The 18207-nt window shown below is 38.0% G+C and carries 16 protein-coding genes; 10 read left to right on the top strand and 6 right to left on the bottom strand.

Features of this window, described 5'->3' with window-relative positions; all coding sequences use genetic code 11:
• Window positions 1-131 precede the first annotated feature (131 nt).
• Window positions 132-1529, bottom strand: coding sequence for a class II fumarate hydratase (gene fumC / locus ASU31_RS05505; RefSeq protein WP_057931668.1), 1398 nt, complete (start codon window positions 1527-1529; stop codon window positions 132-134).
• 199 nt (window positions 1530-1728) lie between these two features.
• On the opposite strand from fumC, the gene rsgA reads away from it, so the two are divergent.
• Both rsgA and ASU31_RS05495 read left to right on the top strand, forming a co-directional pair.
• The gene (gene rsgA / locus ASU31_RS05500; RefSeq protein WP_057931375.1) at window positions 1729-2649 is read left to right on the top strand and encodes a ribosome small subunit-dependent GTPase A; all 921 of its coding nucleotides are present in this window, start codon (window positions 1729-1731) and stop codon (window positions 2647-2649) included.
• 86 nt (window positions 2650-2735) lie between these two features.
• The gene (locus ASU31_RS05495) at window positions 2736-3689 is read left to right on the top strand and encodes a Smr/MutS family protein (RefSeq protein WP_057931374.1); all 954 of its coding nucleotides are present in this window, start codon (window positions 2736-2738) and stop codon (window positions 3687-3689) included.
• Window positions 3690-4047: 358 nt separating this feature from the next.
• On the opposite strand, the gene ASU31_RS05485 is transcribed toward ASU31_RS05495, so the two are convergent.
• From ASU31_RS05485 to ASU31_RS05465, 5 genes are all read right to left on the bottom strand, one after another.
• A complete protein-coding gene (locus tag ASU31_RS05485) occupies window positions 4048-4740 on the bottom strand; it encodes a pirin family protein (RefSeq protein WP_057931372.1) in 693 nt (230 codons plus the stop codon).
• A 2-nt stretch (window positions 4741-4742) separates the two neighbouring features.
• Window positions 4743-5249: a hypothetical protein gene (locus ASU31_RS05480; RefSeq protein WP_057931371.1), complete on the bottom strand. Its 507-nt coding sequence runs from the start codon at window positions 5247-5249 to the stop codon at window positions 4743-4745.
• A 71-nt stretch (window positions 5250-5320) separates the two neighbouring features.
• Window positions 5321-6049: a dioxygenase family protein gene (locus ASU31_RS05475; protein ID WP_057931370.1), complete on the bottom strand. Its 729-nt coding sequence runs from the start codon at window positions 6047-6049 to the stop codon at window positions 5321-5323.
• 128 nt (window positions 6050-6177) lie between these two features.
• Window positions 6178-6885: a LytR/AlgR family response regulator transcription factor gene (locus ASU31_RS05470; RefSeq protein WP_057931369.1), complete on the bottom strand. Its 708-nt coding sequence runs from the start codon at window positions 6883-6885 to the stop codon at window positions 6178-6180.
• The gene (locus ASU31_RS05465) at window positions 6885-7658 is read right to left on the bottom strand and encodes a sensor histidine kinase (protein ID WP_167346159.1); all 774 of its coding nucleotides are present in this window, start codon (window positions 7656-7658) and stop codon (window positions 6885-6887) included. Before ASU31_RS05465 ends, ASU31_RS05470 begins: the two co-directional genes overlap by 1 nt.
• Before the next feature lie 462 nt (window positions 7659-8120).
• Between ASU31_RS05465 and ASU31_RS05460 the strand changes: the two genes are divergently transcribed.
• The 8 genes from ASU31_RS05460 (at window position 8121) to ASU31_RS05425 (ending at window position 18146) form a co-directional block, all read left to right on the top strand.
• Window positions 8121-8489: a hypothetical protein gene (locus ASU31_RS05460; protein ID WP_157257930.1), complete on the top strand. Its 369-nt coding sequence runs from the start codon at window positions 8121-8123 to the stop codon at window positions 8487-8489.
• A gap of 138 nt (window positions 8490-8627) precedes the next feature.
• Window positions 8628-12104: a preprotein translocase subunit SecA gene (locus tag ASU31_RS05455; RefSeq protein WP_057931366.1), complete on the top strand. Its 3477-nt coding sequence runs from the start codon at window positions 8628-8630 to the stop codon at window positions 12102-12104.
• A 225-nt stretch (window positions 12105-12329) separates the two neighbouring features.
• Window positions 12330-12707 carry a PEGA domain-containing protein gene (locus tag ASU31_RS05450; RefSeq protein ID WP_057931365.1) on the top strand — a complete coding sequence of 126 codons (378 nt, stop codon included), beginning with the start codon at window positions 12330-12332 and terminating at the stop codon, window positions 12705-12707.
• Window positions 12708-13123: 416 nt separating this feature from the next.
• Window positions 13124-13567: an SPOR domain-containing protein gene (locus ASU31_RS05445; RefSeq protein WP_057931364.1), complete on the top strand. Its 444-nt coding sequence runs from the start codon at window positions 13124-13126 to the stop codon at window positions 13565-13567.
• Entirely contained in the window at window positions 13554-14738 is a 1185-nt protein-coding gene (locus ASU31_RS05440) for a M20 metallopeptidase family protein (protein WP_057931363.1), read from the top strand. The genes ASU31_RS05445 and ASU31_RS05440 overlap by 14 nt, the downstream gene beginning before the upstream one ends.
• A 98-nt stretch (window positions 14739-14836) precedes the next feature.
• Window positions 14837-15778: a hypothetical protein gene (locus ASU31_RS05435; protein ID WP_057931362.1), complete on the top strand. Its 942-nt coding sequence runs from the start codon at window positions 14837-14839 to the stop codon at window positions 15776-15778.
• A 121-nt stretch (window positions 15779-15899) separates the two neighbouring features.
• Window positions 15900-17468, top strand: a complete 1569-nt coding sequence (locus ASU31_RS05430; RefSeq protein ID WP_057931361.1) for a serine hydrolase — start codon at window positions 15900-15902, stop codon at window positions 17466-17468.
• Window positions 17469-17546: 78 nt separating this feature from the next.
• The gene (locus ASU31_RS05425; RefSeq protein ID WP_245224485.1) at window positions 17547-18146 is read left to right on the top strand and encodes an SGNH/GDSL hydrolase family protein; all 600 of its coding nucleotides are present in this window, start codon (window positions 17547-17549) and stop codon (window positions 18144-18146) included.
• Window positions 18147-18207: the final 61 nt, after the last annotated feature.

Here is an 18207-nt window from a genome sequence, read left to right as displayed (position 1 = left end):
GTAGCATAAAATACTTTCACTTGGATTTGTCACGTTGGGCCTGTCGAAACGCTTTATTATAAATTTATAGCGGGTCCTTCGACAGGCTCAGGATGACAAAGTTTATATTTTATAACATCTTTAAAAATTAATTATTTCAAACTGCCAACCATATCTTCCGGGCGTACCCATTCATCAAACTGTTCGTTGGTTAACAAGCCCAATTCTACAGCTGCAGCTTTTAAAGTTTTATTTTCTTTATGTGCTTTCTTCGCAATTTTAGCGGCATTTTCGTAACCCACATGCGGGTTTAAAGCCGTAACCAACATTAAAGAATTTTGTAAATGTTTCTCAATTTCCGGCAAGTTAGCGGTGATTCCTTCGGCACATTTATCGGTGAAAGAAACGCAGGCATCGCCAATTAAGCGGGCCGACTGTAATACATTAGCTGCAATAAGCGGTTTAAACACATTAAGTTCGAAATGGCCGCTCATCCCACCCACTGATACGGCAACATCGTTACCGATTACCTGTGCACAAACCATTGTTAAAGCTTCTGGTTGTGTAGGGTTAACTTTGCCTGGCATGATTGAAGATCCCGGTTCATTATCAGGAATTACGATTTCGCCAATACCACAACGTGGGCCAGAGCTTAACATTCTTACATCATTAGCTACTTTCATTAAAGCAACCGCAGTACGTTTTAAAGCGCCAGAAAGTTCTACCATTGCATCATGCGCTGCCAAGGCTTCAAATTTATTTGGAGCCGTAACAAATGGTAAACCTGTTAAATCAGCAATTTTTTTAGCCACTAAAACATCGTATCCTTTTGGTGTATTTAAGCCTGTGCCAACAGCCGTACCACCTAAAGCCAGTTCGGCAACCATAACCAAAGCATTTTTAATGGCTCTGATGCTGTTATCAATCTGTTGTACATAACCCGAAAATTCCTGTCCTAAGGTAAGTGGTGTAGCATCCATAAAGTGTGTACGCCCGGTTTTAACAATTGTACTGAATTCTTCAACTTTTTGAGCTAAAGTATTTCTTAGTTTCTCTAAACCTGGAATGGTATTTTCTACTGTAAGTTTATAGGCTGCAATGTGCATTGCAGTAGGGTAAGTATCGTTTGATGACTGTGATTTATTTACATCATCATTAGGGTGAAGTACTTTTTTATCGTCAGCTAATGAACCACCGTTAATTACATGAGCACGGTTTGCAATCACTTCGTTACCATTCATGTTGCTTTGCGTACCCGAACCGGTTTGCCAGATTACCAATGGGAATTGATCATCTAACTGTCCAGCAATAATTTCATCACATGCTTTAGCTATTAAATCGGCTTTTTCTGCTGATAATACACCAAGCTCGGTATTAGCAAGCGCAGCTGCTTTTTTCAGATATCCAAAAGCGTGGATAATTTCTTTTGGCATCGAACCTTCAGGCCCGATTTTGAAGTTATTGCGTGAGCGTTCGGTTTGGGCACCCCAGTATTTGTCGGCTGGTACCTGCACCTCGCCCATGGTATCGTGTTCTATTCTGAAACTCATTATATTTTTGATTTTTGTTGTCGCAAATTTAGGTTTTTTGCCTTTTAAAGCGTTGGATTTATGTAAGATATTTAGTGGATAACAAAATATTTCGCCGAAATGTCTGTATTCCTTTTTATTCTTCATCATTAATGTACAAACTTTTATCCTGACTAGCCACTTCTACCAATGAAATCATATTCATACCTTTACCGCAAATATGCAGGGATTAGTTATTAAATCTACAGGGAGCTGGTATAGTGTTTTGGCCGATAATGGCGAACGCTACGATTGCCGGATTGTAGGCAAATTCAGGATTAAAGGACTTAAAACCACCAACCCGATTGCGGTTGGCGACAGGGTGAAATTTGATCTGGAACGGGATAGCAACCAGGGTTTGATACACGAAATGCTGCCACGTAAAAACTATATCATCCGCAAATCGATCAACCTAAGTAAGCAGGCACAGATATTGGCTGCAAATTTAGATATGGCTATGCTGGTGGTTACGCTAGCTTCACCTCGTACATCTCTAGGTTTCATCGATCGTTTTTTGGTTACGGCCGAGGCTTACGATGTACCTGCGGTTTTGGTGTTTAATAAACTCGATCTGTTTAGTAAAGAGGGTTTAGAAATTCTTCAGGAGTTTAAAGATATATACGAGAATATCGGTTATGCCTGCTACGAAGTTTCGGCTTTAAAAGGCATTAACATTCCGGTCATTCAGGAATTGATTACCGATAAAATCACACTGATATCTGGTCACTCGGGTGTTGGGAAATCGAGTTTGATTAATGCATTATTACCCGATCGCGATTTAAGAACGGGGGAGGTTTCAGACTGGAGCGATAAAGGACAACATACCACCACTTTTGCCGAAATGTTCGAACTGCCACAGGGCGGCTTTATTGTCGATTCTCCCGGAATTAGAGAACTGGGCGTTATTGATATCGAAAAAGAAGAACTAGGCCATTTTTTTAGAGAAATCTTTAAAACTTCGCACGATTGTCGCTTTAACAACTGCAGGCATGTTAACGAACCCGGCTGTGCCGTTTTAGCAGCAGTAAACGATGGTGAAATTGCCGTTTCGAGGTATGAAAGTTACCTAAGCATTTATCACGGAAACGACACTCGTCATTAATTGAGTCAGGAGTCGGAAGTCTGGGGTCCGAAGATATAATCTGATTAAATGCATGGGACTAAACCTTTGCCAAAAAAATAAAGAAAATGAAATTTAAACTGGGAGATTTTGTGCGTTTTGTTGATGAAAAACGTGAAGGTTATGTAACTAAAATTATCGATAGCCAAACTTTGGGTGTTACCGATGAAGATGGTTTCGAGATACCTGTTGCGATGAGTAATTTAACTTCTGTACATGGTCATGGTGTAGTAGCCGAAGAGTTGGATGCCCCAAAACCCATCCAGGTAAATATCCCCAGCATTAACAAAATCGAAAACGGTATTTATATAGCTGTTGCTACCGATGATAAGGCGGGTAATGTGGTGCATTTTCACCTGCAGAACCATTCTCCAAATATTTTATTGGTAAGCTTAACCACCGAGCGGAAAGAGAAGTATGCAGGTGCTTTTCATGGGATAATCGAATCTTACGGCTCTACTTTAGTTTATTCTGCTTCCTTGGCCGATCTTGACCTTTGGCCAGAATTTAACTTTCAGGTTTTGGTATTTAGCAAAGCTGATGTGAAACCTATCGACCCTTTGGTAATCCGTAAGAAATTTAGGGCAAAAGATTTTAGCACCGAACAAAAAGAATTGCCTCAATTGAGAAATAAGGGCTGGTTAATCCGTTTGGATGATCTGGTTCCGGTAACCATCGATCCACAGAAATTAAAGGAAAGTTTTTTCAAATCTACTGAAGAGAAAAAAACGGTAGCAGCTCCTCAAAAAGAAATCGATCTGCATATCGAAAAGCTAAGAGATGATCATCATTTTTTAGAAGCGGATGAAATGCTGCAGATCCAGATCAATCATTTTCTAACCGCGATGGATGCTGCGGTTGTGCATCATTTCGATAAAATCGTTTTTATCCATGGTTCTGGTAATGGCACTTTGCGAGATAAAATCCATAAACTGATCAGTAAAAATCCACATGTAAAAACATACATGGATGCCAGAAAAGAAAAATTTGGCTATGGCGCCACGGAAGTAGTTTTTAAATAGAATGTCATCCTGAGCCTGTCGAAGGATAATCAGGTAATTTATCTTATTTAATCATTTGGGCGTTCCCTCTTCCATGATGAAAAATCAGGAAGAGGTCGAGCTTTTCAGGGCTGCGCTTCGCTGCGGTACCGATGAAGACCTGTGAAACAAGCAAGCATACAGTAACTAAATAAAAGCAGATGCTTAATCGGTACTGAACCCTTACAATCCCTAACGCAAAACCCAGCGTCAATAAAATATTATTGGTGTAAGATGTTAGCATCTTCAAAATCGATTTTTTACTGTGATCTTTTAAGATTTTAAACGAAGAAATCTTTTCATCCCATCCGTCATTCACTGCGTTCAGAATGACAAAAAACTAAAATCTAAATTCCAAAATCACCACAATCGCATTATTGCTCAGGGCCTCCAACTCTACCTGTTCACTATCCCAGAGCGCTAAACCATCTCTTGCGTGCATCAAGCGACCTTCAATTTCGAAAGCCCCATCAATAATAAAAGCATAAAACTGATGATTTGGGCTTTGCATTTTATAAACTGCTTCTTCGCGACCAGTAAAAATGCCTGCACTTAGCTTAAAAGGTAATTTGGGACTGGAAATAATTTCGAGCAGCTGGTTTTGGTTTTTTTCAAAATCGAAGTTGAAAAGCATTTCGCTTGCCCGCATTAAAAACATATCGGTTTTAATCCCAAACTGCATGTAATTAATCACATCGTTTTGGTAGGGGTTGCTGATTTCCAATACTTCGCCCTTACCCATGTTCAACACCTGTGCTTGCCCGGTTTCTAAAGCAAATTCTTTTCCGTTGGCAACAATATCAATTCCGCCGGTAATGGGCATAAATATCTGGAGCGAATCTTCTTTGCATAGAAAAAACGTAACCTTTCCGCCGGCAATCGATTCATCATTGCATAAAAATAAGTTGCCAAAAGGTGCTCTGTGTTCATTATAATATTTCTCGAAATTAAAGGTGCTGTATCTTCTAAGTACCGAAGTTTCTGTTAAACCCCGCTCATCGGCTAAAAATATTTTTCCAGGTGTGGGTTCCATCGTTAATCAATGTTTTTTATGGCGTGAATACTTACAAAAGGCTGGATCTGAAAAAGATTGGTGAAAACTTCATCTTCATTACTTTCTTTAAATTGCGATACCAAAAGCAAGTTGTCTATTGTATCGTGCCAAACCAGCGGTTTTGAGAAAAAATTGATGGCCACTTTATGCTTTTCAAGGTTGTTAATGTCCGAATTGATCAATTCGAACTTAAAGTTTTCAAAAGTCAGGAAACGTCTGCCTAAATTATCCAGTACATCAGGGATAATTCCATTTAACTGGCGCAAATAGCCAGTAATTGCTGCGCTGACCAGAAAATGTAATTTCTCTGCCTCTGGAACATTCAATACTATTTCGGCAAAAGTAGTAAATCGCTCTTCCTGATTATAAAACTGTGCCTGCATTTTGAACTCGGCAAAACTATCTTCATGCACAAACTTATCCCATGTGCTGATATTGGTTGCATCAATTATTTTTCGATAACATAGCGTAATTACTTTCCTCGACATGGCATAAAATTAAAAAAGACGCTAAGAAATCCTAACGTCTTTATGAAAATAAAACAATTATAAGGATTATGCTATGCTTTTACGTTCAATTTAAATGTAAGTTCGAAACCTGCGGTCAATGTTCCCGTTACGGTTGCAATTTCTACACCCGTTTTATCATCACTAAAAACATTGTCGGCATTATTATAGGTATAGCCCGTCATGCCCTTGCTATAACCGTTTACCAATGCTAATGAAGTGCCTGCACCTTCGGGGAAAGCAATTTGCGTTACATTTAATGATGTGCCAGCCGCATTATAAACATGTACGTGGATGTGTGTTGCACGGCCACTGTACCATCCAGGGAAGATTGTGGTAAAAGTTACCAGTCCATTCGCATCAGTGGTTTGCCTACCGCGTAAAAAATGGACCGATTGATAATTTGTGCTCTGCATACCTGTGCCGCCATACTCAGAATAATTTCCCTCTGCATCACAATGCCAGATATCTACTATTGCACCAGCCAAACCAGCGCAACTGTTATTCAGGTTGCCAATCGTAATTTTAGCTGTCATTTTGTAACCTGTACGTCCATCGGTAATATCACTGCGAACATATGAAGCAGGTACTTTTGTAGGGAATGGCCCTTCCGTTTCGGTAGGTGCTACGGTACAAGTTCCGTTTGTACTTGTAGTTGTTCCCGCTGTTCCTGAGTCTGATGAAGTTTCATCAGTAACGCTACTTTTTTTACATGCTTCAATTATTACAGGAGTAGAGATTGCTCCAATCATTAAGCTCCTGATGAAATTTTTTCTTTCCATGCTATTATCTTCTTGTTAGTTACTGATTCTAAAGTCGAAAGTTTCTATAAACCAGGCAAGTTTGTGTCGATAAGGAGAAGTTTTGTATCGGTCAGTTAAAATTTAGTTAAAAAGTGTTAAGAGAAAGATTAACTCTTTTTCCATTCATTTATAACATCAGCATAGCTATCACTAACCGGGAGTATTTCTCCGGTTATCAACTCTATTTTTCGGTTATGTATGGCTTTAATTTTTTGTATAGATACCACAAAACTCCGGTGTATGCGTTTGAAACGATCTGCAGGGAGTTTATCCATCATTTTTTTTAGCGGCATTAAGGTTAAAACCATCCTGCTGCCCTGCAGATGAATTTTGACATAATCCTCCAAACTTTCGACAAATAAAATATCAGGTAAATTAATTTTAATAAGCTTGTATTCTGAATGAACAAATATGCTTTCTACAAAATCTGTAGCTTGTTTATTATTTTGATAACTATAAAACTCTTTAGCTTTGTTTACCGCTTTTTTAAACCTCGGGTAATCTATTGGTTTGAGTAGGTAATCAATGGCTTCCAACTCAAATCCCTCGAAAGCAAAGTTTTTATAAGCCGTAGTAAAAATTAACATGGGTTTGTTTTTTAACGATTTGAATAAATCTATACCTGTAATATCGGGCATATTTATATCCAAAAAAAGAAGGTCTGTTTCATGATTGTTTAAATATTCTGAAGCTGCAATTGCATCTTCAAATACACTTCCAATTTCCAGGTTATCCGATGCTTCTACATAACTTTTTATCAGGGCTGCTGCTAGCGGTTCGTCATCAATAACTACACATTTTAAGGTTTTAGCCATTATAATTGAATCGTTAAATTAATTGTGAATAGGTTATTGCTGTTATCTACGCTTAAAATGTGCCTGTTTTTGTAAAGGTAGTTTAAACGCTGCTGTGTGTTTTTCAAACCAATACCACTTCGTTCGGTATTGATCTTATCGGGATATAAAGTATTTTGGCAAAATAAAATTAATGAATTTTGTCTGCTAAAAATTTTGATGATTAATTTGTTTCTGTTATGATTACTGATGCCATATTTAAAAACATTTTCAATAAAGGCCATTAATATCAAAGGCGCAATTTTTTTATTTTCAAAGTCACCTTCAAGTTCAAATAATAAGGTTGTTTTTTGGGTTAGCCTTAATTTTTGTAAATCAATAAAATCGGTAACGCAATCCAGTTCCTGTTGTAAACTTACAAAATCATGTCTGGTCTCATCGGTTATATAGCGCATAATGTTGGATAACTTCATTATCGAGGGTGCTGTATTTGCATCTTTAATTACGGCAAGTGTATAGATGTTGTTGAGCGTATTAAATAAAAAGTGTGGATTGACCTGAGCTTTTAAAAAGGACAACTCCGCTTGCGCTTTTTCGGCCTCTGCACTCAATGCCCTTTGTGTAGTTAGACTTAATTGTTTATTTGTTTCCTTGGTAAAACTAATTATAATGGTTAGAAAAAAAAGAAAAACACTTGCCACATCAATTCGTGGGCCGGTCTTAGAACCTCTTTGGTGGCCGCCTGGAAATGGTTTGCCGTTAAATGGTGGAATTTGTTTCAGATCTGGAGGCATCGGAGGGCGGTAAAATGTGGCCGGTCGCTCAACAAATTTTCTGTTTTGAAAAATAAATTTATCAAAGGGCCTGAGTCCTAATATACCCGCCAAAATAACCATCAATCCAAATAAGTATAAAACATATCGTGATTTGCCATATAATTTTGGAAACAAGTAAAGGGCATGTGTAAAATAAATTGCAATAAAAATCAGGCAAAAAAGTAAATATTGTGCTAATCCCGAAGTCGTAAGGATATATTTAATGTTTTGATCTGAAACTAAAAGAAGCGGCAGACTTAACAGAAATATAGCAGCAATAACTTGAATAATTATTCTAAAGTTTAATTTCTTAAGCATAAACAAATTAACATATATCCACAAAATTTATTTAATGGGTATCGGTAATTTACGCTTTTGTATGGATGATTACATCGTTAGTCATTATGATGGAGTTATTTTTATATAAAAAAGCTTAGAGAATTGAGGTACACTTTTTGCGATGATGTAATTTCTTTTTATAAAAGATTAAAACTAGCTTTGCCGCTATTAATGAAACACCTGGTTACCATATCGCTTGTATTTTTTAGCTTAACACATTTGGCAAAAGCCGAACGCGTTGAAGGGCTGAGAATATTAAACGAATATTGTAATGAGCATAATATCAGCGTTAATTCAACGGGTAAAGAGTCGGTTCAACTTAATGAGGACCGTAATCCATACTTGTTATCGTATACCAAGCTGGCATTAATTGGGACCCAAGCCCCATTAAATGTTGCAAAATATGTAAGCGTAAATCAGGTAATTTCTGATTTAACAATCAGAAAAAAACCGAAGAATAATAGCCCCTAGCTTTCTTCCTTAAAAGATCTTTTATAAGATTTTGTGCCCCATTTGTAGCAATAACTGCCAAACTGACTTAAGAAAGACAATGGCTTGGTTGTTGTGACACACCATTTTTTAATAATAAATACGATTTAAAATATTATAATGTTAGGATTTTTAGCGAAGGTTTTCGGAAGTAAATCAGAAAGAGATATAAAGGCTATTCAGCCATTGGTTGTTAAAATTAATGAACACTACAGTAAACTATCTGCGCTTAGCAATGATGAGTTACGTGGTAAAACCATAGAATTTAAAGATAAGATTTCGGCTTTTTTAACCGAAATTGATGAGAAAATTTCAGCACTAAAAGCTGATGCAGAGAGCGAAGATTTAGATCTTCACCAAAAAACAGCGATTTATGACCAGGTTGATGCCTTAGGTAAAGAGCGCGATACAGAATTGGAGAAAGTACTTTTGGAAATCCTTCCTGAAGCTTTTGCTGTGATTAAAGAAACTTCTCGTCGTTTAAGTGAAAACGATTATTTAGAGGTTACCGCAACCCAGTTCGATAGAGATTATGCTGCAAGAAAAAACAATGTTAAAATTGTTGGCGATAAAGCACAATGGGCCAATAAATGGGATGCTGCAGGAACTGAAGTTGCCTGGAACATGGTACATTACGACGTACAGTTAATTGGTGGTATTGTATTGCACAGCGGTAAAATTGCCGAGATGGCTACCGGTGAGGGTAAAACTTTGGTAAGTACATTACCAGCTTATTTAAATGCATTGGCCGGACAAGGTGTTCACATCGTTACCGTGAATGATTACTTAGCCCGTCGTGATAGTGAGTGGAATGGCCCATTATTCGAATTCCATGGTTTAAGTGTAGATTGTATTGATAAACATGAGCCAAACTCTGAGGAGAGAAGAAAAGCTTATGCTGCAGATATTACCTATGGAACCAATAATGAGTTCGGTTTTGATTACCTGCGTGACAATATGTCGCAGACACCTGACCAGTTAGTACAGCGCAAGCAGCACTTTGCAATGGTGGATGAGGTCGATTCAGTTTTGATTGATGATGCCCGTACCCCTTTGATTATTTCAGGTCCGATTCCACGTGGCGATGAACATGAGTTTTATGAATTAAAACCACGTATCGAACGTTTGGTTAATGCACAAAAAGCTTATGTAACCCAGGCGTTAAACGAAGCGAAGAAATTAATCAACGCAGGCAACAGCGGAACTGAAGAAGGTGAAGGTGGTTTAGCCTTATTACGTGCATATCGTGGTTTGCCAAAAAACAAAGCTTTAATTAAGTTTTTAAGTGAAAGCGGTGTTCGTGGTTTGTTGTTGAAAACCGAAAACCACTATATGGCAGATCAATCTAAGAATATGCCTAAGGTAGATTCTGAATTGTATTTCTATATAGATGAGAAAAATAACCAGGTTGAATTAACTGAAAAAGGTATCGAACTGATTACCCAGTCAGGTGAAGATCCGAATTTCTTCGTATTGCCTGATGTGGGTACTGAAGTTGCAGATTTAGAGAAGTCTGATCTGCCTTTAGAAGAAAAGGTTGTTCAAAAAGATGCCTTAATGCGCGATTATTCTGTTAAAGCAGAACGCATCCACTCGGTTAACCAATTATTAAAGGCTTATACTTTATTTGAGATTGATGTGGAGTACATCATCGATGAAGGAAAGATTAAAATTGTTGATGAGCAAACCGGTCGTATTATGGATGGCCGTCGTTACTCTGATGGTTTACACCAGGCAATTGAGGCTAAAGAGAATGTAAAAGTTGAGGATGCTACCCAAACGTATGCAACCGTAACCTTGCAAAATTATTTCCGTATGTATCACAAACTTTGTGGTATGACGGGTACAGCAACAACAGAAGCTGGCGAGTTTTGGTCGATCTATAAATTAGATGTGGTAGAAATTCCAACCAACAGAAATATTTCTAGAAAAGATGAACAGGATTACGTTTATCGTACTGTTCGTGAAAAATACAACGCCGTTGCTGCCGAAATTCAATTCCTTGTTTTCCCGTATTCTCACTACGAAACAGAATACGAATTGGATAAAGAAGGAAATCCAAAACAAAAAGATGGCAAACCGGTAATCAAATACGATCCAACAGGTAGAGCTGTGCCTAAGCTTGATGCTAAAGGTGCATTAATTCCTGCGGTTAACCCGCAAACCGGACAATTAGAGCCGCAAGCTGGTCGCCCGGTATTGGTGGGTACAACATCAGTAGAGATTTCAGAGTTGTTAAGCCGTATGCTTAAACTCCGTGGAATTAAACACAATGTATTAAACGCGAAAATGCACCAGAAAGAGGCCGATATTGTTGCCGAAGCTGGTCAGGCAGGAACGGTAACCATTGCAACCAACATGGCTGGTCGTGGTACCGATATTAAATTGGGTGCAGGTGTTAAAGAAGCTGGCGGTTTAGCCATTGTAGGTACCGAGCGTCACGAGTCTCGTCGTGTAGATAGACAGTTACGTGGTCGTGCTGGTCGGCAGGGCGATCCGGGTTCATCTCAGTTCTTCGTTTCATTAGAAGATAACTTAATGCGGTTATTTGGTTCAGAGCGTATTTCTGGTATCATGGTACGTATGGGTATCGAAGATGGTGAAGTGATCCAACACTCAATGATTACGAAATCTATCGAACGTGCACAGAAAAAAGTAGAAGAGAATAACTTTGGTATCCGTAAACGTTTGTTAGAGTACGATGATGTGATGAACTCGCAACGTACCGTAATTTATGCTAAACGTAAAAATGCTTTATTTGGCGAGCGTTTAGATGTAGACATGAACAATATGGTTTTCGATGTTGCTGAGGATATCGTAAGCGAATATAAACAAGAAGGAAATTACGATGGTTTTAAACTGGAAGTAATCAAAAACTTCTCTTTAGATACGGCCATTACCGAAAAAGAATTTACTTCAACCAGCATTCCTCAGTTAACTGAAAGGTTATTCGACGAGGCTGAAGCATTTTACGCACGTAAATCGGAAGCCATTATCCAGCAATCATTACCAGTTTTAACCCAGGTTTATCAGGAACGTGGCGAACACATCGAACAGATTGTGGTTCCTTTTACGGATGGTATCCGCGGTATTCAGGTAGCGGTTGATTTGAAGAAAGCAATCGATAATAAAGGAAAAGAAGTAGTTCGTTCATTCGAAAAAACTATTGTTTTAGCTTTGATCGATGATAGCTGGAAAGAGCATTTACGCGAAATGGACGATTTAAAACAATCGGTACAAAACGCAGTTTACGAACAAAAAGATCCATTGGTGATTTATAAAATGGAAGCTTTTAACTTATTTAAAAACATGCTTAATGCTGTAAATAAAGAAGTAGTAAGTTTCTTATATAAAGGCGGTATCCCAGTTCAGCAAGAACCAGATCAGGTTAGAGAAGCACCAGCTCCGGTAAAACAACCGAAGTTGCAAACTACTAAACAAGAATTTGGAAGAGAAGAGCCAGGCATCGAGTTTGGCGATACACGTGAGCCCGTTCCACAACAGCCAATCCGTAAGGAAGCAACTGTTGGCAGAAACGAACCTTGCCCATGCGGTAGCGGTAAAAAATTCAAAAATTGCCACGGCGCTAATTTATAATCAAGGTATGTAATACTTTACCAAGCCTCAACATTTGTTGAGGCTTTTTTTATAACTAAATTTTTAATTCTCAAATTAACACTTATATTTAGGAACGATCAATTTGAAATTGGTAGGCAATTTCTTAATGACTAATAAACTTAAAAATGGAGTCCAGAAACCATAAAAAACGGGGCGGAACTGAAAAGCCATAAGAGTAAGAAAACACACACAACACACACACAAATGAAAAGAGTTTTTAACATTGCCGCTGTTTCAGCGACATTGCTGCTATCGAGCTGCGCCACCATTTTTACGGGAACCACCCAAACCGTTCAAATCAATTCAAATCCACCTGCGGCTACTATCGAAGTAGATGGAGTCAAAACAGGTGTTACACCAATGGCTGTGCCGCTAAAAAAGGGATTTACCGGACAAACCATCAGTTTGAAACTAGATGGTTATGAAACCAAAACATTTCAACCCCAATCCACATTTAATGCCGTATCTGTGGTAAATCTCTTGTTTATTCCAGGATTTATTGTTGATGCTGCTACAGGAGCGATGATGAAATACGATCCAAAAGTTTACGAATTTACACTTGAAACTAAGAAGGCGAATTAATTAATCGCTTAATGGTTATAATTCTAAAAGCCGGATTTCGAAAGGAATCTGGCTTTTTTTATTACTGTCATCACATAAATTGATCGTCATTTCGACTGAAGCATGCCGATTTTTCCTCGGCAGCGGAATGGAGAAATCTTTTCCGAGAAACTGATTTTCGGCCGTACTTTAGAAATCTTTGAATTAACCTTAGCCGATTACCTATTTTAAAAGATTTTGCTTCGCAGAGCCTCCGGGTTCTCGACTTCACTACGTTTCGCTCGAAATGACGAACCGAAAAAACTACCTAGATAATAACTATTTGTTTAACCCATAAAGAATGCCGATTTTTGCAACGATTTCGGCATTCTTGTTGTTAAGAAGAAATGAGATGATATTTTATTCATCTGTTCACTAAATGCCAGAGTTTTTTACACATGAAAATAATACTAACTTTTATATGCTGTTTGTTTCTTTTTACTGCTGCTTTTGCACAAAAAGGGGAGGTAACTGTTATAAAAGATCCCTTAATTGATAGTTTAATTGCCAAACGTTTGGCAGTTTATAAAACTTCTGGAGAGGTAAAACCGGGCAAACCCATTGTTTCGGCTTACGGTTACCGCGTACAGATTTTCTATGGATCAGACCGGCGCGAGGTTTTTAACGAACAGGCAAGGTTTAAAGGACTTTATCCTAAATATAATACCTACCTCGTTTATAAAGAACCCAATTATTATGTTCGGGTTGGCGACTTCCGTACACGGTTAGAAGCACAGCGCCTCATAAATGAACTCAGACCAAACTTCCCGACACTGTTTATTTTTAGGGAAAAAATTAATGCACCAAGTTTAGATACCACAACAACCAATGATCAAAAATAAAATCCAAGAACTAGCCGCAAACATTTTTAACGATGTAGTGGGCTATCGTCAACATATCCATGCCAATCCTGAATTATCTTTCAAAGAATTCGAAACTTCATTGTTCATCAAGGATAAATTAAAAAAATGGGGAATTGAATATACCGACTGTGCCAATACGGGTGTGGTAGGTTTAATTAAGGGTAACCAGCCATCTGACAAAGTAATTGCTTTACGAGCCGATATGGATGCATTACCTATTCACGAAGCAAACGACAAACCTTACCGTTCTAAAAACCATGGTGTAATGCATGCCTGCGGACACGATGTTCACACTTCTTCACTTTTAGGAACCGCTCATATCCTAAACCAAATGAAAGATGAATTCGGTGGAACGATTAAGTTAATCTTTCAGCCCGCAGAGGAGTTGTTGCCGGGCGGAGCGAGTATCATGATTAAAGAAGGTGTGTTGGAGAATCCAAAGCCTAACTACATAGTCGGCCAGCACGTTATGCCAATGATCGATGCAGGTAAGGTAGGATTCCGCTCTGGGATTTACATGGCCTCAACCGATGAACTGTATGTTACTGTAACTGGAAAAGGCGGTCATGGTGCACAACCTCATCAAAATATCGATCCGGTATTAATCGCCTCGCATATCATCGTTGCCTTACAGCAGATCGTTAGCCGTAACGCCGACCCTCGATTGCCATCCGTTTTATCTTTTGGTAAAGTAATTGCCAATGGTGCAACCAACATTATCCCGAATGAAGTAAAAATTGAAGGTACGTTTAGAACCTTAGATGAAAACTGGAGAGATGAAGCACATAAGCGCATGAAAAAAATGGCCGAGGGGATGGCCGAAAGCATGGGCGGAAGCTGTGATTTTGATATCCACAGAGGTTACCCATTTTTAATCAACGAAGAAAAACTAACGGCAAATGCAAGGGCTTTTGCCGAAGATTTTTTGGGTAAAGAGAATGTGGTAGATTTAGATATCTGGATGGCTGCTGAAGATTTTTCTTTCTACTCGCAGGTAACAGATGCCTGTTTTTATCGTTTAGGTACTGGTAATGCGGCAAAAGAAACACAGTATTCGGTACATACACCAAGATTTGATATTGATGAAGATGCCTTGAAAATATCAACAGGATTAATGGCCTATATTGCTTTAAAACAATTAGGGAATTAATGATAAGGTGGAGGATGTAAGATGGACGGAATTAATCTTTCTCCCGTTTTACATCTTTCATGATACATTATCCATTTTACCTTTTACATCTACCTTCCATGAAAAAAGTATTTTTGTTTTTATTGTTAATATCGCTCTTTTACACAGGTTTGGCTCAGGAAATCAACCGTTTTAATCCTGATACCATTAAAACCATTACGCTCGATTCTGCAGTAAATATCAAGGCCGAAAAGTTGAATGTGGAAACATTTATCAGAAAGGTAATGTACGATACTTCCTTTTATCAGTCGTTTAGGGATATGAAACGTTATACTTTCATTGCCGAAAACAGAATTTATAGTTACGATAAAAAGAACAAGGTTGATGGAAAAATTTACCGTAAAATCCGCCATAACAATAGCGGTCCTTATAAAATGGAGTATCTGGTAAAACAGGATACCGGAAAAATTTATAAGAAAAACGGCAAATACCAGCTTTATACCGTAGAAATGTTCGACTACATCTTTATGAATGCCTATAACACCGATTTTGTACCCAATGCACCCAAGCCTGACGGAAAGGGCGGAACAAACGAAAGTTATAAAGACAAGCTCAAAACATTGATTTTTAATCCAGGTAGGCCTGTAAAAGTTCCTTTTATTGGCAGTAAAACCGAAATATTTTCAGCCAATATGCGCCAGTATTATGATTATGGTTTCACTAGCGGTACCTATCTCGATTCTATTCCTGTATATCGTTTCAAGGTTTCAGTTAAGCCTGATTTAAGTAGCTGGACAAAAGATGGCATCATGATCAAAGAACTGGTTACCATTTTCGATAAACGGAATTTCAATATCCTGGGGCGTTATGTAGATATGAAATACAGCAACATGCTTTTCGATTTTGATGTGCAGATGAATATAGAAATGGGCTATTTCGGAGAGGATAAATTACCAACCAAAATTACCTATCAGGGTAACTGGGATTATCCTTTCAAAAAAGAAGAAAGAGCAAGTTTTTTAATCGTACACAAAGATTATAAACTCGAAAAGGGTAAATAAGGATTTGGGCTAAGTGGTCGATGACGATTGCATTGGGATAAAGAGTAAAAAATAATCAATATGAGTAAATATTAATCGAACTCAGGTTATTATCTTTAAACGATTATTTAAACCAATTAATATGCAACTCTTTTCTTCATTGAAATTTAAAATATCATTAGCTTTATCACTGTTTTTGGGCCTTCATGTACATGCACAGGTGCTCACTTCAAAACAGATCGATAGTGTTGTAGAAAAAACATTAACAACCTTTAATGTTCCCGGAATTGCAGTTTCTGTAATTAAAGATGGTAAAGTAATCCATTTAAAAGGTTATGGCGTAAGTTCTATCAAAACCAATAAAAAAGTTGATGAAAATACTCTTTTCGGTGTGGCATCAAATACAAAAGCATTCACGGCTGCTGCATTAGGTATGTTGGTTGATGAAAAGAAAATTACATGGGATACAAAAGTTACTGATGTAATTCCAGAGTTTAAAATGTACGATGCCTACGTAACCAGCGAATTTACCATACGCGATCTGCTCACGCATCGCAGTGGTTTAGGTTTGGGTGCTGGCGATTTAATGATCTGGCCAGATTCTTCAACCGTTGATAAAAAACAGTTGATCCATAACCTACGTTATTTAAAGCCAGTTTCCTCTTTCCGTACCAAATACGATTACGATAACCTGATGTATATTGTTGCGGGCGATGTGGTAGCAAGGGTTTCGGGAAGCACTTACGAAGATTTTATTGAAAGCAGGATCATTAAACCATTAGGTATGACCAAAACGGCAGCTTCCTGGTACCGCTTAAAAGATAAATCGAATGTAATTGATGGCCATGCACCTTACGAAGGTAAACTGCTTCCTGTAGGCTTAAGTTTTGGAGAGATCGCAAATGCTGCTGGTGGGATTTATTCGAATGTTACCGATATGAGCAAATGGGTAATGGCGATGATTAATGGTGGTAAGTATGGCGAGGCATTAGACAAGAAATTATTCAGCCCTGCTGTAGCAAGAGAACTTTGGACCCCGCAGACCATTATTGCAGGCGGCAATCCCGCCGCTTTTAGCAGCTATGGCTTAGGTTGGTTTTTGAGTAATGTAAATGGCAATTTTCAGGCTACGCATACTGGCGGTCTGTCAGGGATTGTAACACAGGTAACCATTCTTCCCGAAATGAAATTGGGTATTATTGTATTAACCAACCAGCAGTCTGGTGCTGCTTTTAATTCGATCACCAATTCGATTAAAGATGGTTATCTTGGTATTAAAGGACAGGACAGAATTAAAACCTATAACGATAACAGGCTCAGAAACGAAAAACAGGCTGATGAAATGGTAAGCAAAGTATGGAACGATATTGCGGCTCAGCAAAAACTGTCAGCCACAAAGCCAGATACTAAACATTATTATGGCACTTTCCGCGATGCCTGGTTTGGAGATGTGACCATTAGTGAGGTGAACGGTAAGATGCATTTTCAGGCTAAAAACGCTCCAAAATTAAAAGGAGATATGACTTACTACAAGGGAAATACCTTTATTGTAAAATGGTATGATAGAAGTTTAGATGCTGATGCTTTTGTTAATTTTAATTTAGATAACAATGCTTTGGCCGATGGTTTTAAAATAGAAGCGATTTCGCCGCTAACCGATTTTAGTTTCGATTTTCAGGACCTGGATTTTAAAAAGACCGATAAAAAATAACCTAACCAATTATACACAATGAAAACACTGTTAAAAACAAGTATTTTACTAAGCTTTTGCTTAATCGCATTAACATCAATGACATTTAAACCAAAACGCATTATCTTTTTCGGCGATTCGATTACCCAACAGGGTGTTTCTAAAAACGGATATGTAACCCTGATCAAAAAATCGCTCGATTCTACTAAATATGATGTAATCGGGGCCGGAATTGGCGGCAACAAAGTTTACGATTTATACCTGCGTTTAGAAGATGATGTGCTCAACAAGAAACCCGATTTAGTGGTGATTTATGTCGGCATTAATGATGTTTGGCATAAACAATCTTCTCATACCGGAACCGATTATGACAAATATTTAAAGTTTTACCAGGCTTTGATTAATAAAATTCAGGGTGTAGGTAGCAAAGTGGTATTGGTTACTCCATCGGTTGTTGGTGAGAAAAAAGATGGCACCAATGAGTTAGATACCGATTTGAATAAATATGCTGAAGGGATTAGGACATTGGCTGCAAAAAACAATCTCCCTATATGCGATTTAAGAAAGATTTTTGCAGAATATGAGGCGAAAAATAATCCGGAAGATAGAGAAAAAGGCATTTTAACCGTTGATAGGGTACACTTAAATGAAACAGGTAATAAATTGGTTGCCGATCAGTTATTGCCTTTGGTTAAGTAGTAGGCATTTTAACCGCAAAGTGCGCAAAGTATTTTCGCAAAGAACACAAAGAATTTTTTCT

Origin of the sequence: Pedobacter ginsenosidimutans (assembly GCF_001442625.1) — a bacterium.
In the GTDB taxonomy this organism is placed as follows: domain Bacteria; phylum Bacteroidota; class Bacteroidia; order Sphingobacteriales; family Sphingobacteriaceae; genus Pedobacter; species Pedobacter ginsenosidimutans.
The sequence above is the reverse complement of the archived record's forward strand: the minus strand, read 5'-3'. Positions and strand labels throughout refer to the sequence as shown.